The sequence below is a fragment of the Zoogloea dura genome (assembly GCF_012927165.1).
Lineage (GTDB): Bacteria > Pseudomonadota > Gammaproteobacteria > Burkholderiales > Rhodocyclaceae > Zoogloea > Zoogloea dura.
Genome location: NZ_JABBGA010000002.1, coordinates 1 through 19,434 on the forward strand (window position 1 = coordinate 1; position 19,434 = coordinate 19,434).

General features: G+C 66.5%; 4 protein-coding genes. All 4 read right to left on the minus strand.

What is annotated here, in order from left to right; translation table 11 throughout:
• The coding region (locus HHL15_RS02960; RefSeq protein ID WP_169144346.1) for a DUF4347 domain-containing protein at positions 1-16,331 on the minus strand (16,331 nt) is incomplete at its 3' end.
• Positions 16,332-16,361: 30 nt separating this feature from the next.
• Positions 16,362-17,171, minus strand: a complete 810-nt coding sequence (locus HHL15_RS02965; protein WP_169144347.1) for an efflux RND transporter periplasmic adaptor subunit — start codon at positions 17,169-17,171, stop codon at positions 16,362-16,364.
• 5 nt (positions 17,172-17,176) lie between these two features.
• Positions 17,177-18,727, minus strand: coding sequence for a TolC family protein (locus HHL15_RS02970; RefSeq protein ID WP_169144348.1), 1,551 nt, complete (start codon positions 18,725-18,727; stop codon positions 17,177-17,179).
• Positions 18,728-19,041: 314 nt separating this feature from the next.
• Entirely contained in the window at positions 19,042-19,425 is a 384-nt protein-coding gene (locus HHL15_RS02975; RefSeq protein WP_169144349.1) for a DUF6491 family protein, read from the minus strand.
• Between the last annotated feature and the right edge of the window lie 9 nt (positions 19,426-19,434).

Sequence of the window (19,434 nt, forward strand, 5' to 3'; positions counted from 1 at the left end):
ACGGAGGCCGTGGCGCTGCCGTCGCTCACCTGCACGCTGAAGCTGTCCGTCACGCTGGCCCCGGCCGCCAGGGCCTGGGTGTCGCTGTCGGCGTCGTCCAGGGCGTAAGCGACTTGCCCGCTCGCCACTGTGAAGGTGGCCGTGCCGTAGGTGCCGGCCTTGGTGTAGGTGAGGCCGGCGTCCGCCGTGCTCCAGCCGTTGGCCAGCAGCCAGGCGCTGTCCCACTCGGCCGTGCCATCCAGGTCGCCCTTGCTCAGGCTGATCGTGCTCGATGCGGTGCCCGCCGTGCCGTTGGCCACGCCGCCGGCTTCCACCAGGGTGGCGGTCGGCGTGCCGGCCGTCACCGTCGGGGTGTCGTTGCTGCCGCTGATCTGGAACACCGCTGCCACGGAGGCCGTGGCGCTGCCGTCGCTCACCTGCACGCTGAAGCTGTCCGTCACGCTGGCCCCGGCCGCCAGGGCCTGGGTGTCGCTGTCGGCGTCGTCCAGGGCGTAAGCGACTTGCCCGCTCGCCACTGTGAAGGTGGCCGTACCGTAGGTGCCGGCCTTGGTGTAGGTGAGGCCGGCGTCCGCCGTGCTCCAGCCGTTGGCCAGCAGCCACACGCTGTCCCACTCGGCCGTGCCATCCAGGTCGCCCTTGCTCAGGCTGATCGTGCTCGATGCGGTGCCCGCCGTGCCGTTGGACACGCCGCCGGCTTCCACCAGGGTGGCAGTCGGCGTGCCGGCCGTCACCGTCGGGGTGTCGTTGCTGCCGCTGATCTGGAACACCGCCGCTACGGAGGCCGTGGCGCTGCCGTCGCTCACCTGCACGCTGAAGCTGTCCGTCACGCTGGCCCCGGCCGCCAGGGCCTGGGTGTCGCTGTCGGCGTCGTCCAGGGCGTAAGCGACTTGCCCGCTCGCCACTGTGAAGGTGGCCGTGCCGTAGGTGCCGGCCTTGGTGTAGGTGAGGCCGGCGTCCGCCGTGCTCCAGCCGTTGGCCAGCAGCCAGGCGCTGTCCCACTCGGCCGTGCCATCCAGGTCGCCCTTGCTCAGGCTGATCGTGCTCGATGCGATGCCTGCCGTGCCGTTGGCCACGCCACCGGCTTCCACCAGGGTGGCGGTCGGCGTGCCGGCCGTCACCGTCGGGGTGTCGTTGCTGCCGGTAATCGTGAGGGTGGCGGTCTGGGCCACGCTGCCGCCATTGCCGTCGGCCACCTGGTAGCTCACCACGATGACCCGCGTCTCGCCAGCAGCCAGATCATCGAAGGCGGCATCATCAGGATCGACGCTCAGGGTTGCATCCGTGCGCGACAGGCCGCCCGGCAGGTCGGCGCCGGCGTTGCCGGTGGCCACACCATCCACGGTGTAGGTCACAGCGCTCACCGCCAGCACGTCGCCCGCGTCCGGATCACTCGCGCCATCGAGCAGGTCGATGTCGTAGGCGCTGTCCCCCTCGTCCGCGGCACTGGTGAGCGGCGCAGCGACGACCGGAGCCTGATTCTCCTCCTCGTCGAGGACCTGGATGCCGACGTCAACACTGGCCGAGGCGTTCCCGGCCTCGTCGGTCGCGACCACCCCCAGCGTGAAGCTGTTGGGGGTGGTCTCGTAGTCCGACGATGCCGCCCCTGCCGCGGCGCCGGCGGCGGTCAGGGTGATGACCCCGTCGGCATCGACGGCAAAATAGCCGTCGGCGTTGCCGCTGACAATGCTGTAGCCGGTAACCCGGTTGGCATCGCTGACCCGGACCTGGCCAATCACGAACCCTGTGCCCATGTTCTCGGGCAGGTCGAAGGACTGGCTGGCGCTGATCACCGGCAGGGTGTTGTCGATCAGGTAGGACTCACCGCTGCTGAAACCGCCACTGATGGCGTGGCTGGTGCCGTCGATGATGCCGGTGCCCGAGGCCTTCAGGTCGACGCTGAGGCGCCCGTCACCGGCGACGTTGGCCACGGTGACCGTGTAAGTGGTGCCGCTGCCGGAGACGGAGACATCACCGCTGGAGGCGGTGACGCCGTCTCCCTTGTCGATGATGAAGTCGGTGGCATCCACGCCACTGACCGCCTCGTTGAAGCTGACGGTGAAGGAGACGGAATCGGCCGCGGTGACTTCCTGGCTGTTGCGGGTGATGCTCAGCACTGCAGGCAGGCCGGCATCCAGGGTGTAGAGCTGGCCGGTCGCCCCGCCGGCGAGGGCGTTGCCCGCCCGGTCGGCGATGCCGGTGCCGCTCGACTTGAGGTTGAGGCCAAGGGTACCGCTGCCCGACAGGCCGCTGACCGCCACCGAATACACGCTGTCGGAGATGCGCGTCACCCCGGCGATGCTGGCGCCACCGGTGGCGCTGCCGACCAGTTCGAAATCAGCCGCATCCACGCCGCTCACCGCCTCGCCGAAGACCACCGTGAAGTTCACGCCGGAGGCCGAGGTGGGGCTGGCCGAGGCGCGCACGATGGTGGCGCCGGACGGTGCGGTGGTGTCGATGGTGAAGCTGTCGGTGGCCCCCAGGGGCAGGGCATTACCCGACGAGTCGGTGATCGGGGTGCTCGCCAGCGACGGATCGAGGGTCAACACATACTCGCCGTCGACGCCGGTGACGCTGCCCAGATCCAGGCTGTATTCATTGCCCGAACCGCTCAGCGTGAGGCCGCTGATATCCACCGGCACGCCGTCGCGGGTGAGGCGGAAGGCCGAGATGTCCACGTTCTGGACCGGCTCGCTGAAGCGGACGGTGACGCTGCCGGCATTGGGCTGGATCGGATCGCCCACCTCCACGATGGTGACGCTGGGCGCGGTGGTGTCGGTGGATCCGGTGGTGAAGTTGTAGCTGGTGTTGCCGGAGGTGCCGCCGAAGGGGTTGTCGGCGCCATCCTTGACCACCGCGGCCGGCACCTGCACGGCGTACTGGGTGGACTGGGCCAGGTCGCTGCCCGGATCGAGGCTCAGGGTGTCGCCACTGATGCTCAGGCTGCCGCCGGCGCTGCCGATGCCGGTGGCCACGTCGAAGGTCTCGACGACAGCCCCGGTGGTCACATTGACCAGGCTGACGGTGCCACTGCCCGCCACGATGGTTTCGCTGAACTTCAGCACCAGGCTGGCCGTCGGGGCAACGCCGGTGGCATTGTCCGCCGGAGCGGACTGGTTGCCGATGAAGGTGGGTGCCACATCGTCGGTGACGGTGATGGTCAGCACCTGCTCGGACCAGGCCGCGGCCGGCGTACCGGCATCGGTGACGCGCACACGTACCGAGTAGGAGCCGGCCTCGAGGGCGCTGCCACCAACCTTCAGGCTGCCGCCGTCGATGCTGAAGCGGGCGTTGTCGGTGCTGCCGGCCCCGCTGACCAGGGTGTAGGTGAGGCTTCCGGTCTCCGCGTCGGTGGCGGCCAGGGCACCTACCGTGGCGCCTGCGCTGGCGGTCGACTGGGCCAGGCTGTCGGAGGTGCTGCCGTCGAGGGTCGGCGTGGCCGGCGTATCGTTGGCGCCGCTGACCTCGACGGTGAGGGTGGCGCTACCGGTGGCCGGGCTCGCGTGGCCGTCGGTGGCGGTGACCGTGAAGGTCTCGGACGGCGTGGCGCCGCCAGCCACCGCGCTGATCGCCGCCGCATCCGGCACGAAGACGTAGGCGCCCGTGCTGCTGTTGACGTAGAGGCTGCCGTAGCTGCCGGCCTTGCTCACCTGGAAGCTGTCGCCGTCGACGGTGTAGCTGCCGGCGGTGCCGCCCTGGATGCCATAGCTCGCCACGCCATCCGCGTCGGTGGCGCTGAGGGTGCCGGTCTGGTTGCTGAAGCTGTCGGCCGCCGCGGTGTCGTTCAGGCTGATGGTGGTCGGAGTGGTGAGGACCGGCGCCGGGTTGTTGCCCGACACGGTCACGCCGCTGGTGCCATCGGTGATGGTCAGGGCGGCGTCGGCGCCACGTGCCCAGTCGTCGGCGGCCGCCAGGTTGTAGAGATTGCCCGCCGAGTACTCGGTGCCATTGACGTTGAGGATGGCGTTGAGGGCGGCCCGGTCGGCACTGCCGAGGGTGATGGTGAACTCGGTGTCGCTGCTGATCTCGACATCGCTGGTGTCGCCGGTCAGCGTGAAGGCGCTGGCCCCCCCGCCGGTCCCGATGAGGCTGAGCTTGGTGACGTCGATATCGTTGGCGGCGCCGGCCGCGCGGGTGAAGCCGCTGCCGGTCACCACCAGCACGCCGGTGCCGGCGTCGTAGGTGGCGCTGGTGATGGCCGGAAGGGGCACGCTGGCAACCGTGACGGCGTTGCCGGTGAGGTCTGCATTGCCGCTGCCATACCAGTCGGCCGCCGCGGCCAGGTTGTAGGTGGTGGCGTCCGTCGAGCTGCCGCCGGACTTGTTCAGGATCTGGCTGACCGCAGCCTTGTCCGCCGCGCTCAGGACAATGGTGAAGCTGGTCTCGCTGGTGGCAGTGATGCTGCCGCTCTCGGTCAGGGTGTAGGTCGCCCCGCCCTCGCCCTTGAGGGTCAGCCTGGTTTCGTCGATGGCGTTGCCGGCGGTGAGGCCGGTGGTGGTCACCGCCAGCGTGCCGGTGCTGGCGTCGTAGGTGGCGGAGGCGATAGACGGACCGCTGGGCCTGGACAGCACCATGATGTCATCCAGCAAGCCGCCGAATGCACCTCCCGAATACATGTTGCGGGTGTCTGCACCGGATTCGATGCGAACCTCATCCACGTTGTTGAAGCCCGTGGGGAGGATGACCGTGGTCTGCGGCCCGTACAGATTGATGCGCACCGTGGTCTGGGTGGTCTGGGCGCCATCCTTGAAGCCGGTGATGACCAGATCGCCCACGTCTCCCTGCACATCGATCGAGTCGGTGAAGCGGAAGCCCTGCAGATCGAACTCGGCACCATTCGCCGATTTGATGGTGACAAGGTTGGGGTTGGCGTTCCAGTCGGAGACGATGGTCAGAGAGGCGGTCCCGGCACTGTACTCGATGCCATAGGTCGGGGTCGGGCTGCCATCCAGCGGTGCAATCACCTGCAGGCTGCCCAGGTTGCTGTCGGCGATGTCCACCGTGCCAACCTTTCCGCCCGCCGTCGGATCGGTATCGAAGCCTACCGTGGTGACGCTGCTGCCCGCCTCGGCCACGGCAATATAGGCGCGGCCGGCCGGGGAGTTGCCCCAGCTCTGGTTCCCTTCGCCGTCCGTGACTCGGAACTGGAACTCCCGCTGACCAGCCGTGGCGGAGGCATTGAAGGTCACGGACCGGAGCACCGCCTGGTATTGGGCCGCCGTCGCGGTACCGGACAGGGTCAGTACGCCGGTGTCACTGTCGTAGCTCCCGGTGATCCCGGATGCTGCGGTGAAGGTGAGCGTGTCCGCAGCCTGCTTGCCGACGGTTACGGTCACGGTCGCGCCGTTCAGGGTGGACGAATCGATGTCGGTCACGGTCAGCGCCGGCGAAACCAGCGTCGAGGCGCCGGCCACGATGCCGACCAGATCGGCCGTGTTGGTGACCACCGGCGCGAGCTGGTGGTCGAACACCACCAGACCGGGGTCGAAGGTCTCCTTGATCCCGCCACCCGTATTGAGGGACGGGAAGCCGCCGACCTGCGAGACCGTTGTTCCGTCGTACCTGTAAAGGCCGCCGCCACCCTCGGGAACGGAGACAGTGAAGTAGATCATGGCGGCATAGGCCGTCACATCCGAAATGCTGTACGTACCGCTGGTAAAGCCGGTCAGGTTGGTTGCGCTGCCGGTTGCGTTGTACTTGTACAGGTTGGTGAAGGTATCGCCACCGAGTCTTGCGGCGAAATACAGCGAACCGTCGATGCTCCAGGTGCCGAACACCCAGCCGTCATTGCCGGTGGAAAACTCGGTGACGATGTTGCCCGAGCCATCCACGGAGATCAGGTTGTGATCGTTGACCGTGGCAAGGTTCTGCGGATCGGCCGAGTTGGTGCCGGCGAAGAACACCTTGTCGCCATGCACAACGAGGTGCTTGGGCATCTCGGTCGAGTAGATGTTGGTAGCGGCGTTCCGGTCGGTAAGCTGCGAGACATTGCCGGTTGCCGCGTCGTAGGCGTAGATCTCGGCGTTATAGACCGCGTTCGACGGACCCTCGCCAACGGGCTGCTGGGCGCCAAAATACAGCTTGGAGTCCATCACCACCATCACGTTGGTGAACGTCGCCGCGTTGGTCTTGGCCGCCCAGACAACCTGCACGGCGCTGCCATCCCAGCGGGCCACCTCGTAGTTCTGGGTGAAGAAGTAGAGATCGCCGGCATAGAACTGGATGCCCGCCTGGTTGTGCGTCCCGCCGACATGGGTCAGCGTGCTCGACGCCACGTCGAACTGGTAGACCTCAGGCCCCCCTCCCACGAGGTTGGCCACAAAGAAGATCTTGCCATCGGCGATGGTCACCGAGCCGAGGGCCTCGAAGGCCTCGTTGGCCAGATACACGACCTCGGTGCCGTCATAGCTCGCAAACCGGAAACCGCGCCCGGTCTCTGCCGGATTGCCGAACAGCCCGTAGAGCTTCCCTTGATAGGAGAAGATGGCATCCGTATCGCTGAACGTGGTCCCCAGACCGTCCAGCCCCCCCGGGACGGCATCGACCACCGAGGTGGCGCCGCTGTCCAGGGCGGCGTTGTAGCCCCCCAGCGTCCCCGAGTTGTTATAGACGTTATCCGTTCCCACCTTGATCAACAGGTTGGCGCTGGTCGACGCGGTGGTGGTGGCGTTGATGCTCAGTTGCACCGGCGCCGAGGTGTTGCCGTCGCCATCGCTGAGCGTCAGGGTCAGCGTGTGCGCGGTGCCGGATTCGGCGATGTCGTTGCGATAGGTGAGGTTCTGCAGCAGCGCGCTCACCGCGGCCGCCGAGGCGTTGGCGTTGAAGGTCACCGTGAGGGTGGACACCAGCCCGCCGCTGTAGGTGCCGATCACCGTACCCTCGTAGGTCACGTCGTTGCCGCTGACCCCGATCTGCCCGGCGCCCGTGCCCTGGTTGCGGATCTGGATCACGTCGCCGGTGCCCACGCCGGAGAGGGTCAGCACACCCGTGTCGAAATCGGCGCTGTCACCGTCGGTCACTGCGGCCGCCGTGCCCTGGTCGATGATCTGGGCCGCGCTGCCGATGGTGTAGTTGAGGGTGTCGGCAAGGTTGGCGATGGTCGGCACCGGGCTGCTGGCGGTGCTCACGTCCACCTTGACCGGGGAGGCCATGACGTTGGGCGTGCCGGAGTCATCCTCGCCCACCACGTACACGTCATAGTCCGTACCGGCGCTCAGCCCGCTGAGGCTGAAGCTGTGGCTGAAGGGGCTGGAGACGACCACCTGATTGCCCGAGCCCAGCGCGGCCCCGCCGCCGGAGGCCGTGCCGGCCTTCACCTCGGCGGCGGTCGGCGCGGTGGCGCCGTTGGCCACCACCACGTAATAGATCTTGCCCGCCTCGTCGAGGCTGGCCGACAGGTCGAAGCCGGTGGTGGCAATGTTGGAGGCCGCCGGCGCCACATCGAAGCTGGGCGGCGTGGTGTCAGACGCCGGCACGTGGATGTTGCGCAGGTCGATACTGTCCAGGTGCAGGACGAAGTTGCCGTCCTGGGTGGTGATGGTGAAGCTGGAGATGCCCTTGAAATCGGCGTTGCCGCTCAGGTCAACCACACCGCCGGTGCCGGCCGCGCGGTTGACCGTTACGGACTTGCCATCATTGGTGGTGATGACGAAAGTGTCGGGGTCGGCATTGACCTCTTGCAGGTACAGGGAATTCAGGTCGAAGACCTTGCCGGTGATGCTGGCGGTCACCGAATTAGTGAAGTCATCGTTCTGGGTGAATATGACTTTCCCTGCATAGCCATCGGCCGGAACTTCGGTCAACAGCGAGAACAGGTTGCTCAAGGTATCCACGTAGAACCCGGACGATCCTCCCGTCAGGCTCAGATTGAGGGTCTCACCGGCATTGGTGATGGTGATGTTCTTGCTGGGAGTCGCGGAAGCAACGCTCACATCCGGCGAGATCACATCGGCCCCGTCCGCATCGAAGATCACATCGGTTCCGGTTGCCGCGGCGCTGGTGGTGACCACCAGCTTGGTGGGCGTGGCCATCAGGTTGGGCGTGCCGGCATTGTCCTCGGCGACGACATACACGTCATAGCCCGTTCCAGCGCTGAGGCCGCTGACACTGACGCTGCCCGTGAAGGGGGTGGAACCCACCGTGGTGTCGCCCGACGCCAGGGCCGCCCCGCCGCCGGAGGCCGTGCCGGCCTTCACCTCGGCGGCGGTCGGCGCGGTGGCGCCACTGGCCACCACCACGTAGTAGATCTTGCCCGCCTCGTCGAGGCTGGCCGACAGATCGAAGCCGGTCGCTGCAATGTTGGAGGCCGCCGGCGCCACGTCGAAGCTGGGGGCCACATCCAGGACCTGGATATCGGTGATCTCGATGTCCTGGAACTCGGCGTAGGCCGACACCCACAGGGTCACCTGGGTGACATCGTTGACCGGGTGGGTGCTCGGTACCACCAGGGTGTAGCCAGCGCTGCCGTCGAGGGTCAGCGGATAGGTGTCTTCATAGGTCTGGCCGCCGGAGGTGAAGCGGACCTTGACGGAGGTGGAGCCCTGCCCGATGTCCGGGGCGATCTTGAAGCTGCCCAGGTCGAAGGTGTAGCCGCTCTCCGCGGTGATGACCAGTTCCTGCTCGCTGACCGTTCCGGAATAGGCGTAGATACCGCCGGGGAACCCGGCATTCTCGCCAGGCGCATAGATGTTCAGGAAACTCCCGGTCGAGAAGGTGATGTTGGCGGTCAGGCCTGCCGTCACGCTGCGGGTCAGCGACGTCCCCCCGGTGATGGAGGCATTGTCGGCGCTCGAGAAATTGACGTCATTGGCATCCGTGACGGTGATCGCAACGGTGCGGTCGGTGCTGCCGTTGTCGTCGGTGGCACGGATGGTCACGTTGTACACGTTGTCCGTGCCGGCGTCCTTGGGCTGCTCGTGGTCGGGGGCGCTCTTGAAGCTCAGCACGCCGGTGGAGGTGTTCAGGTCGAAGCGCCCGGCATCTGCGCCGCTGAGGGAGTAGGTGACGGTTCCGCTGGAACTGCTCAGTTCAGCGTCATAAACCGTACCGGAGGCGTTCTCGGCAAAATTCGCGGTCGTGCCCGAAGAGAATACCGGGGGAGCCGCGCTGGTCGTTACATCCAGCTTGGTCGGCGAGAGCATGACATTAGGCGTGCCGGCACTGTCTTCGGCCACCACGTACACGTCATAGGCCGTGCCCGCGCTCAGCCCGCTGAGACTGAAGGTGTGGCTGAAGGGGCTGGAGGCGACCGCCTGATTGCCCGAGCCCAGCGCGGCCCCGCCGCCGGAGGCCGTGCCGGCCTTCACCTCGGCGGCGGTCGGCGCGGTGGCGCCGTTGGCCACCACCACGTAATAGATCTTGCCCGCCTCGTCGAGGCTGGCCGACAGGTCGAAGCCGGTGGTCGCGATGCTGGAGGCCGCCGGCGCCACGTCGAAGGTGGGCGGCGTGGTGTCGGCAGTGCCGACGGTGACCACGTAGTACTGGTCACGGATGGCGAAGGTATCGATGCCCGAGCCCGAACCGGACAGGAAGATGATCTTCTGGCCATTGCTCAGGGCGGAGTAGCCGTCCAGGGCCTCGAGCAGGCTGGCGTTGTAGCCAATCCAACCCCCGTAGGTCTCATCGGCGTCGTCGTACAGCACGTCTGCCGCAGTGCCCTCCGGGAACAGCACGTAGAAGGCATCCGAGTTGGTGGGGGTGTAATGGGTGTTGGTATAGCTGGCGGTCAGCACGTTGGCACCGCCGTAAACCAGGGAATACTCGGTGCTGCTCGCCACCGAGAAGGCCGTGTAGGCGCCGCCGGTGATCGTGAAGGTCTCGTCGTAGGTGTTGGAGACTGAGTCCGTCGCCCGGATGGTGATCGATGCCGTCGCCCCGTTGGCGAGGGACTTGCCGGCGGAGAGCGACAGCACACCGCTCGAACTCACGGTGAACAGATCACTGCTGTCCGTCACCTCGGAGAAGGTGACGGTATCGGTGGCCAGGGTCTGGTCCGTGTCGGCAGCCCGGAGATTGGCGATGCGCACCCCTGCCACCCCTTGCGGCGCAAGGGTCGAGGAGATCTCGATGTCCGACGGCGCCGGGTTGGACGGCGTCATGATGAAGTCGTCGGCAAAGAAGGTCACCACCCCGGAGCTGGCCACACTGACCTCCAGTTTGGTCAGATTGCCCCAGTTGTTGGTACCGGACAGATCGATCAGGTAGGTCTGGCCGGACGTGGTGGCCACACTGGGGGTATAGGTCCGGGTCCCCCCTCCGACTTCCGTGCCTGTGATCGTGAAGGAACTGGCGACGCCCGAATTGGCCGAGTAGCCCACCTTGAAGCTGGACACGTCCGACGGCACGCTGAAGGTGAAACGCAGGGTCTTGCCTTGGTTGGTGGTGTCCGTCAGCTTGCCGCCGCTCACCGTCACATCGGTTGAGCTGGTGTTGCCGGAGGCGTTGAGGATGGTGGTGGTGAGCGTCACCCCATTGATCTTCTGGGTGACGACCGTTCCGCTGTCGGTCACCGTTCCGGAGGTGAAATCAAAGGTGATCGGGTCAATCAGGGTGCCGTTGAACGCAGACACCACAATGGACGGCGCATCGATGTTCCCCTGCGCGACTTCCAGCACCCAGTCTCCCCCCAGCCAGCTCGCACCGGTTAGGTCGTCCGAGGCGGCCACATCGGCCCCGATCGCCTGGGCCAGCTGGGCAACGAACTGGCTCCCCGCCACCCCCTTGCCCACGTCGCAGCCATACACAAGGAGGTCACCCGACCCAGATAGGGCGTTACCCCACGCAGCCAGGGTCGCCGTGTAGCCCGGGAGCGTGGCGGAGGAGAGATTTTCAGCCCCCAGGTGCACTTCACCGCTCGACCCATGCGACACCAGGTGCACGGCCGCCAGGCCGCTGTACCCGGAGAGGATGCTGCTGATCTGCGCCGTGGCGCTGCTGCCGGCATCCAGCAGCCACACGTCCACGCCCGCGCGGACCTGGCCGAGCTGCTCGGCCAGCCCGGGCACCCGGCTGTCGATGATGACGACCTCGGTCGCCGGGCCCGTCGCAGCCACGACCTTGACCATGCCGTCGCGGTTCACTCCGAGCAGCGCGTCGAGGGCGGCCTGGTCGAGCGCGCCTTCGTTGAGCAGCAATCCGCCGATGGTGTACTGCTGGCCGGTGGTGAAGCTGGCGCTGCCGACCTGCGCGAGCGCATCGCTGACGCTGCCGGTGAAGTCGAGGCCGAGGGTCTGGCCCACGCTGCCATTGACGCCGCCGACGGTGACCTGGAAGACCTTGCCGTCGGTGCTGCTGACGCTGCTGATTCCGGTATTGGCGGCGCTGCCGGTGACCGTGAAGTCGGCCGCGCTGAGGCCGCTCACGGCTTCGCTGAAGACCACGGTGAACACGGCGCTGGAAGGCGTGCCGGCGGCGATCTGGTTGACGCCGGCCCGGTTGATCGCCGTCACGTCGGGCAGGCTGTTGTCCACCCGGTAGGTCTCGGCGAGGGACGGCAGGGTGCCGGCAAAGGCGCGTCCTCCCTCGTCGGTGATGTTCTGGCTGCCGGCAAAGGCCAGCCCGAGGGAGCCCGAGCCGCTGACACCGGTGACGCTGACGGTGTAGCTGCCCGCCGACCCGCTGACGCTGGCGATGGTGCCGCTGGCGCTGCCGGTGGTGCTCAGCACGAAGTCGGCGGCATCCACACCATTGACGGGCTCATTGAAAACCACCTGGAAGCTCAGGGTGGTGGCGTTGGTCAGGGCGTCCCCCAGGCGGGTGATGCTCACCGCGGTGGGCGCATCCGCGTCCACCAGGTAGGTTTCGGAGACGCCGCTGTCCGGCGTGGCAACGCCCAGGGCGTTGCCCGCCAGGTCGTCGACGCTGTAGCCACCGGCGAGGCTCAGGCCAAGGCTGCCGGCGCCACCCAGATTGTTTACCGTGACGACGATCGCCGCCGTACCGCTGCCCGACACGGCGGCGATCTGGCCGCTCACCGTGCCGCCCGCCACCAGGCTGAAGTCGGCCGCGCTGACGTTCTTCACGGCCTCGCTGAAGATCACCAGGAACTGGGCCGTGCTGCCCGATACGCTGGTGTCGTTGCCGATGCGGTTGATGGAAATGACGCTCGGCAGGTCGCGGTCCACGTTGAACACCTGGTCGGACGCCGGATCGCCGTTGGCCAGCGCGTTGCCGCCGATGTCGGTGATGTTCTGCGCACCAGCCAGGTCGATGCCGAGGGTTCCGGTGCCGGTCACGCCGGTGACGGTGAGCGTCAGGGTGTCGCTGCCGTTGCCGGTGACCTGGGAGAGGGTGCCGCCGGCCGTGCCGGACGCAGACAGCTGGAAGTCCGCCGTGTCGGCACCGGTGACCGCCTCATTGAACTTGAGGGTGAAAGTCAGGGTACCGCTGTTGGTGGTCTCGCCCACCGGCGTGCCGCGCTGGATGGACTGCAGCACCGGCGCCGCGCTGTCGGTGACGCCGGTAGAGAAATCAAGGGTGGTGTCGTCGCCGATGCCGGCGAAAGGATTGCCCGCGCTGTCCTCGATGGCCGAGGTGGAGATGCGGATGGCGTAATGGGTGGCCTCAGCCAGGCTGGCCGTGGGGTTGAGGGTGAGCGTCATGCCGCTCACCGACACCTGGCCGTTGCCCGCGCCCACGTGGGCGGGGTTGGAGAGATCCCAGGTCTGCACCACGGTGTTGGTGGTGAGGTCGCGCAGCTCGATGGTGCCGCTGGCCCCGAGGGCGATGGCTTCGTTGAAGCTGAGCTGCAGGTTGGCGCTGGGGGCCACTCCGGCGGCGCCGTCGGCGGGGACGGAACCGGCTGCATCGAAGGTCGGGCCTACATCATCGGACACGGTGATGGTCACGGCCTTCTCGTAAGCAAGGCTCCCTGTTCCGCTGTCGGTAACCCGCAGCCGCAGGTTGTAGCTGCCCGGGGTCAGCGCCGTATTGCCGACCTTGAGCACGCCGCCATCAACGACAAACAGATTGTTGTTTGTGTCTCCGGTGCCACTGACCAGCGCGTAGCCATGCGTGTCGCCCACATCCAGGTCAAGCACGCCCAGCGTTGCCACGGAGGCACCCACGCCAGCTGCTGACTGGTTGATCGTGCTGGTGCTGACGGTGATGTCGGTGGGTGCGTCATTGACGCCGGTGATCGCGATCGTCGAGGTGATCGACAGCGCCGCGGTATCGGCACCACCGTTGGCAGTACCGCCGACGTCACGAACGCTGGTCAGGGTCACCACGCGATCCGTGGTGGCCGGCGATTCGCTGGTGTTGCGATAGGCCAGTCCGGACACCACGCCTTGCAGCGTGCTGGCGGGGACACCCCCGCTCTTGCCGATGGTCACCGTGGCCAGCCCCCCGCTCAGGGAGACGCCAACCGTCAGGCCATTGCTTGCGGTCGTCACGCTGTTGCCGTTGGTGAGCGCGACATTGCTGCCATCGACGCTCAGGATCTCGCTGCTGCCGTTGGCAACATTACTCACGGTCAGCACCAGTTGATCGAGCTTCTCGCCCGCTTCGATCGCCGACACGCTGACCCCGCTGAACAGGGACACGGCAGCGCCGTTCTCGGTGAAGCCCGGAGAGCTTCCTGTGGCGCTCAGGGTGGGTGCGTCATTGCTTCCGCTGAGATTGACGGTCAGCACTGCACTGCCCGTGGCCGGGCTGCCATTGGCATCGGTCGCCGTCACCGTGAATGTGTCGGTGGGCGCGGCCCCCGCCGCCAGGTTGTCGATCGCAGCAGCATCCGGCACATAGACGTACTTGCCCATGTCCGGCCCGCTGCTCACCAGGTAGAGGGTGCCGTAAGTACCGGCCTTGGAAATGTCGTAAGTGAGCCCGCCATCCACGAAGCCCGCGGAGGTACTGGTGGGAGACTGGATGCCGTAGCTGGCGATGCCGTCAGCATCCGTCGCGCTCAAGGTCCCTGACTGGTTGCTGAAGGTATCCGCAGCCGCAGTGTCCGTGAGATTGATGGCCGAGGGGGTGGTCAGCACCGGCGCAGGATTGAATGAGGCTTCAAAGCTGCCGATATTGGCGCTGGCCGCCACATAGTTGCCAGCCGTGTCACGCACCTGGCTGGCGGCAAGGGCGATCGTGTAGGTGCCAGCGTCGGCCCCATCCCAGGTGCCGCCCGGCGGCGTGATACGGTAGGTCACCGTGTTGCCGGAACGTGAGACGTAGGCAGCGGTTGACGAATAGCTGTTGGGGCCTGTGACGGTGATGTCGTTGCTGTCGAAGCTGGCGGCATCCAGGCCGCTGCCCGAGTCGGCATAGGTCACCGTGAAGTCGTAGGTGGAGCCGCCCGCGCTGTTCACATTGCCGGCCGACACGCTGCCGATGGTCGGGGCAGTATTGTCAATCGTGACCGTGCCGGAGGACGCCGCGCTGACGTTGCCGCCCGCATCCACCGAGTACACCTTGTAGGTGCCGTCGGCCAGGCCCGTGGTGGCCAGCGTGGTGTTGGAATTGGCCGTGCTGACCGTCGCTGACTTTGCCGAACCCGCGGTGACGAGCGCATCCAGGGACGCCAGGTCGGTGACGGTGGCGCCGGAACTCACCAGGTAGGCCTTGCCGGTCTCCGAGCTCTGGGCGGCGGTGACGCTGGTGCCGGGCTTCACCGCCACCGAGGTGACGGACGCCGTCGGCGCCGACGTATCGATCGTCACCGACAGGGACGCCGAGGCCGCAGACTCCGTTCCGCTTACCGTCTGCTTAGCCGTGATGCTGTGAGTTCCGGCCCCAAGGGTGGAGCTGGTGATCGTCCAGTTGCCACTCCCGTCAGCCGTCGTGGTACCGAGCAGGGTCGAGCTCTCGTAAAGCTTGATGGTCGCCCCTGCGCTGGCCCCCGAACCGGTGAATGTCGGGGTCGTGTCCCCGGTGATGTTGTCGGTGCTGCTGATACCGGTGTCCGAGGCGGTGGTCAGGTCGGGCGCACCGGGTGCGGCCGGCCCGGCGACGGGGAAGATGAAGTTCGCAAGGGTGAAAGTGTTTTCATCGACCCCCGGGAAGAAAGCATTGAGGGTGGGATTGCCGCCATCGTCATTGAACTCCAGCCAGGCGCCGGTCGTTCCACCCTTCCAGTTGCTGACAGTCGATCCGTCGTACTGGGCCGAGGTAAAGTTGATGTCATATGACGACCACGTCGAAAAGTCGGTTCCATACGCGACCTTGATCGCGTAGTTCGGGACGTTCGACGGATCAATGACGGCCCCCAAGGCAGACATGTCGATCTTGTCCTGGGAAACATCGAAATTGCTGATCACGATGATGTTGTTCAGCAGATGCCACTGGCCGTTATTGTTGTAGAGGCCACCCCACGCGGTGTACAAGACCGTCCCGTTGGCGGCCTCGGCCGGCAGGACAAAGATGTCTGCTTCTCCGTTGGTCCCCGAATACGCATCTACCGGCCCCGTCATATTGATGGTGCCCAGGATTCCGGCGTAGTCGCGGGACAGATCGATGGACGGGGCCTCCACGCTCCCCGTCGCATACTCGAGCTGCCAGTCTCCACCCAGGGGGGCCGCCCCCGTCATGTCGGTGGAGGCCGCAACATCGGCGCCCGTCACCTCGGCAAGCCGCCCGAGCAGGTCTACGCCAGGCTGCCCTGCCGCCACCTTGCAGCCGTACACAAGAATGTCGCCGTTCCCGGTCAGGGCGGCGCCGATGGTCGCCAGCTGATTCTGGTAGGCATCCAGATTGGCATTCGACAGGCTCACCGAACCGAGCGTCACCGAACCGCTCGTACCGTGGCTGAAGAGATGAATGGCGTCATAGCCGCTGTGGGTCTCGGCCCACCGGGCGATCTGCGCCACCCCGTCCTGCGCGCCGTCGATCAACCGGACCTCGATCCCCTGCCCGATTCCGCCCAGCAGGCTCTGGTAGTCCGCCACATGCGTGTCGATGAACACCACTTCACGTCTGCCATGGTTCAACTCCGGGACCGCCTCCCGCAGCAACACCGGCTCCGTCACAAAACCGGCTGCCCGGCCCGCATCCTGCCCGGGGGCGCTCTGCTCGGCGTGGGCGGCGAAGGCCTCGGCGATCGCGGCAGCGTCGCGCAAAGGCACATCATTGACATGTGCATCCACCGTCGCCACGGCGGCCCCATCGAACATGAAACGCTGCTCGAGCGCCAGCGGGCGCAGCACGCTGCGCAACCGTGAAGCCGGCGGTGCTTGCGCCGGATGCCCGCCCCTCCCCAGTAGATCCCCCGCGTCGAGTGTTGCCAGACTGGCATCCAGCCCCTGACTGCGCGAGGCAGACTTGCCCCGGGAGCGCACGATTTCGGCAGTGGCGACAAAAGTGCGGCTGACCTCGTTCCAGATCGAGCGGTAGATGCGGTTCATATCAATCTCGCAACAAACGGGGGGGGTTGCTTACTGGACAGCCGGCGGCGTCATCACGACCTTGCCGCTCATGCCTGCGATGAGTTCGGGAAATCTGCCGTCGATGACGGCGTTGAGCTTGACCGACTGGCTGACCGGGTCGACCCGGGCGCCGATGCGCTGAACCTTGGCGGGGTAGCTCCTGCCGGTCTCGTCGATGCGGACCTGGAAGGTCGAACCGGACTTCACCCAGGCCAGCCACTTGCTGGGCACGATGAACTCGAGCTCAAGCTGGGAGTCATCGATGATCTCGAGCATCGCCTGGCCGGGCTGCACGTATTGCTGCTCGCGCACCTTCTGCTCTGCTACCCGCCCATTGAAGGGGGCCGACGCAGAACACTTGGCGATCACCGCCGCATTGGCGGCAACTTCGGCCCGAGCCTTGTCCACCTCGGCGGCGGACAGCTCCAGCTCAACCTTGCCCACCGAGTTGAGCTCAGCCAGGCGCTTGTTGGCGCTCCAGGTCTTGTCGGCGGCGCCGAGGGCAGCCTTGGCCTTGTTCAGCTGGGCCTGCTGCAGGCTGCAATCGAAACCCACCAGCGCCTGCCCGGCCTTGAAGGTTCCCCCCTCCGGCACCGGGAGGCGATTGATCTTGGCCCCGATCTCGGCCGCCAGCGTGGTGTAACGGCGCGGCATGAGCTGGGCGCGGATCTCCCGCGCCTCAAGGGCGCTGGGCCCGGCTGGCGCGGCAGGACGCACCGGCTCGGGAGCCGCCAGCGCGACGCTGCTGCCCAGGCACGCGGCCAGCAGCAGACCCGCCGGGCCACGGACGGCCCAGGACTGTCTGTCAGGAAGACGCATCGGACTCAGTCCCGGGGAGCGGCGGCCTGGGGTGCCGGCGGCAGCTTGCCGGCCTCCCAGCTCTGCAGCGAACGGGATACGGCGGCAGTCAGGTCGGCCAGCGGCATGGTGTCGCTCCCCTCCACCGACAACTCCATGCCCAGGGTGGCCTGCAGGCGCGAAGCAGCCGCCTGCACGTTGGACATGGCCTGGTAACGACGCAGCGACGAGAGGATGCTGGCGGTCTGTTGAGATACCCGCTCCAGCTTGGTCTGCTTCTGTGCCAGCTCCTGGTTGCTGACGTGGGCGACGATACGACCGTCCACACCTGCGATGGAGTCGGCACGCGCAAACTGGCGGGTTGCGTTGGCGTACTGCAAACGGGCGATATGGAGCTGGGTCAGCACCACCATCTGGGTCGCCACCCGCTTCTGGTCCGCCAGGGCCACCCCGGCTTCGGCCAGACGCATCTGCGCCGGCAGGCCGAGCAGGCCGAGCAGATTGTAGGAGAGCTGCACCCCCGCCTCGTTCCAGGACTGATTCACCAGGTAGGCATCATCGCTGCGCTTGATACCGTAGTTGAAGGACAGGCCGGGGAAGAACTTGAGCATGGCCCGGCGGGTCTCCTCCTGGGCGATGCGCGCGTTGTACATGCTCTCCCGGAGATCCGGGTTGAAGGCCAGCGCCTGAGTCTCCATCGCATCAACCGGCGCATCCAGCCAGGCGGTCTGGATCTCGCCCGCGGGCTCGACCACCGAAATCGGCTGGGTGTGCGGCAGACCGACCAGGGCGGCCAGCTCGATGCGGGCTGAGGACAACTCCTGCTCCACCGCCTCCAGCAGGCGGAGGTTCTCCAGCAGCTGACGCTGGAAGCGCAGCGGCTCGAGGGGCGAACGCAGCATCTCGCCCTCGGCCTTGCGGGCGTCCTGCAGGGCACTTTCAGCCTCCTGGATGGTTGCGCGCACGGAGACATTCAGCTTGTCGGCCGCGGCCACACGCCAGTAGGCGGTCCGCACGTCCTGCACCAGGGTGTGGATCGCCTTGCGGCGGCGCTCGGCGGCGATCAATGCGCGGTCGCCGTTCTGCTTGGCTGCGTAGTAGCTCTGCCCGAAATCGAGCAGGCTCCAGGACAAACCGAGGTCGGTGGTGACGGCCTCGGCACTGCTGGAGATGGTGCGCGCACCGATCAGCGCCCCCGTCTCGAGGTCGCGGCTCGAGGTCAGCAGATCCTTGTCGCGGTACCGATAGCCCGCCGATGCAACCAGCTTCGGCAGCATGTCGAACTTGCCAGCCTCGAAGGTGCCAGCCGCGACGGCCTCCTCCATGGCCTTCAGGCGGCGCTCGGCGTTGTATTTGATGGCGCGGGCCACAGCCTCCTCAAGGCTCAGGGGGCCACTCAGGGGCACCACGTCTTTAGCCTGGGCCACCTTGTCCGCCTGGGCGGTACCCAGCACCTCGGAGGGCTGCAATGCCTGGGGCGTAAACGAGGCGCAGCCGGTGAGACCGGCTGCGAGTATCAGGGCGAGAAGCGTTCTGGACGAAACGGCGGTCGGATTCGTGCTGAAGTTCTTGTTCATGTTCTCGAAGCGATTGGGTTCGAAGAGTTCAGAGCCAGTCGGGGCCCCGGCGCGCAGCGATCCGATTATTGCTGATATTTGAAATATTTTGTAAGGCGAAAACTCTCAAACAACATGGGGCAATAAAGAAATAGGCTCGGCCTGTTGACTTGCATCAAACTCCGCAATAGCAGATACGAAATCGCGAGAACGCCTTATTTACGGTGCGAGACCGGAAAAATTAAGCGAAAAAGTAATCGTGAAAATATGCACACAAACAATGTGCACAAGCACCCATGGAAATAAGAACCGTATGGCCTGCCGGACAAGGGCCGTCAGCGCCGCTGGCGCTTCGGCCCCTCGCTGGCGGTGACCGAGGCGATCGGATACTTGTGGCCGCGCACGGCCAGCGCGCCGGTGTTGTCGAGGGTGCCCGAGGGCCCGGTGACGAAGCCGATGCCCTCGGCGTGGAGCAGGTGCCGTGTCGGCGCCACCAGGCGCAGCTTGTACCACTTGCGGAAGTTGTCCTGAACCAGCAGGGTCGAGTCGTCCACCGCCACCCAGTCGCGGATGCCGCCCCGGTTGGCGAAGGGAATCGACAGCTCCGGCGCATCGGCCGGCTCGACGCGGCGGGCGTCGTCCTCCGCGGCGGCCAGGCCGAGCCAGCCGATGGCCGTTCCGACCACCACCAGCCAGACGATCAGGATCAGGTAGCGCATCCGCTCACC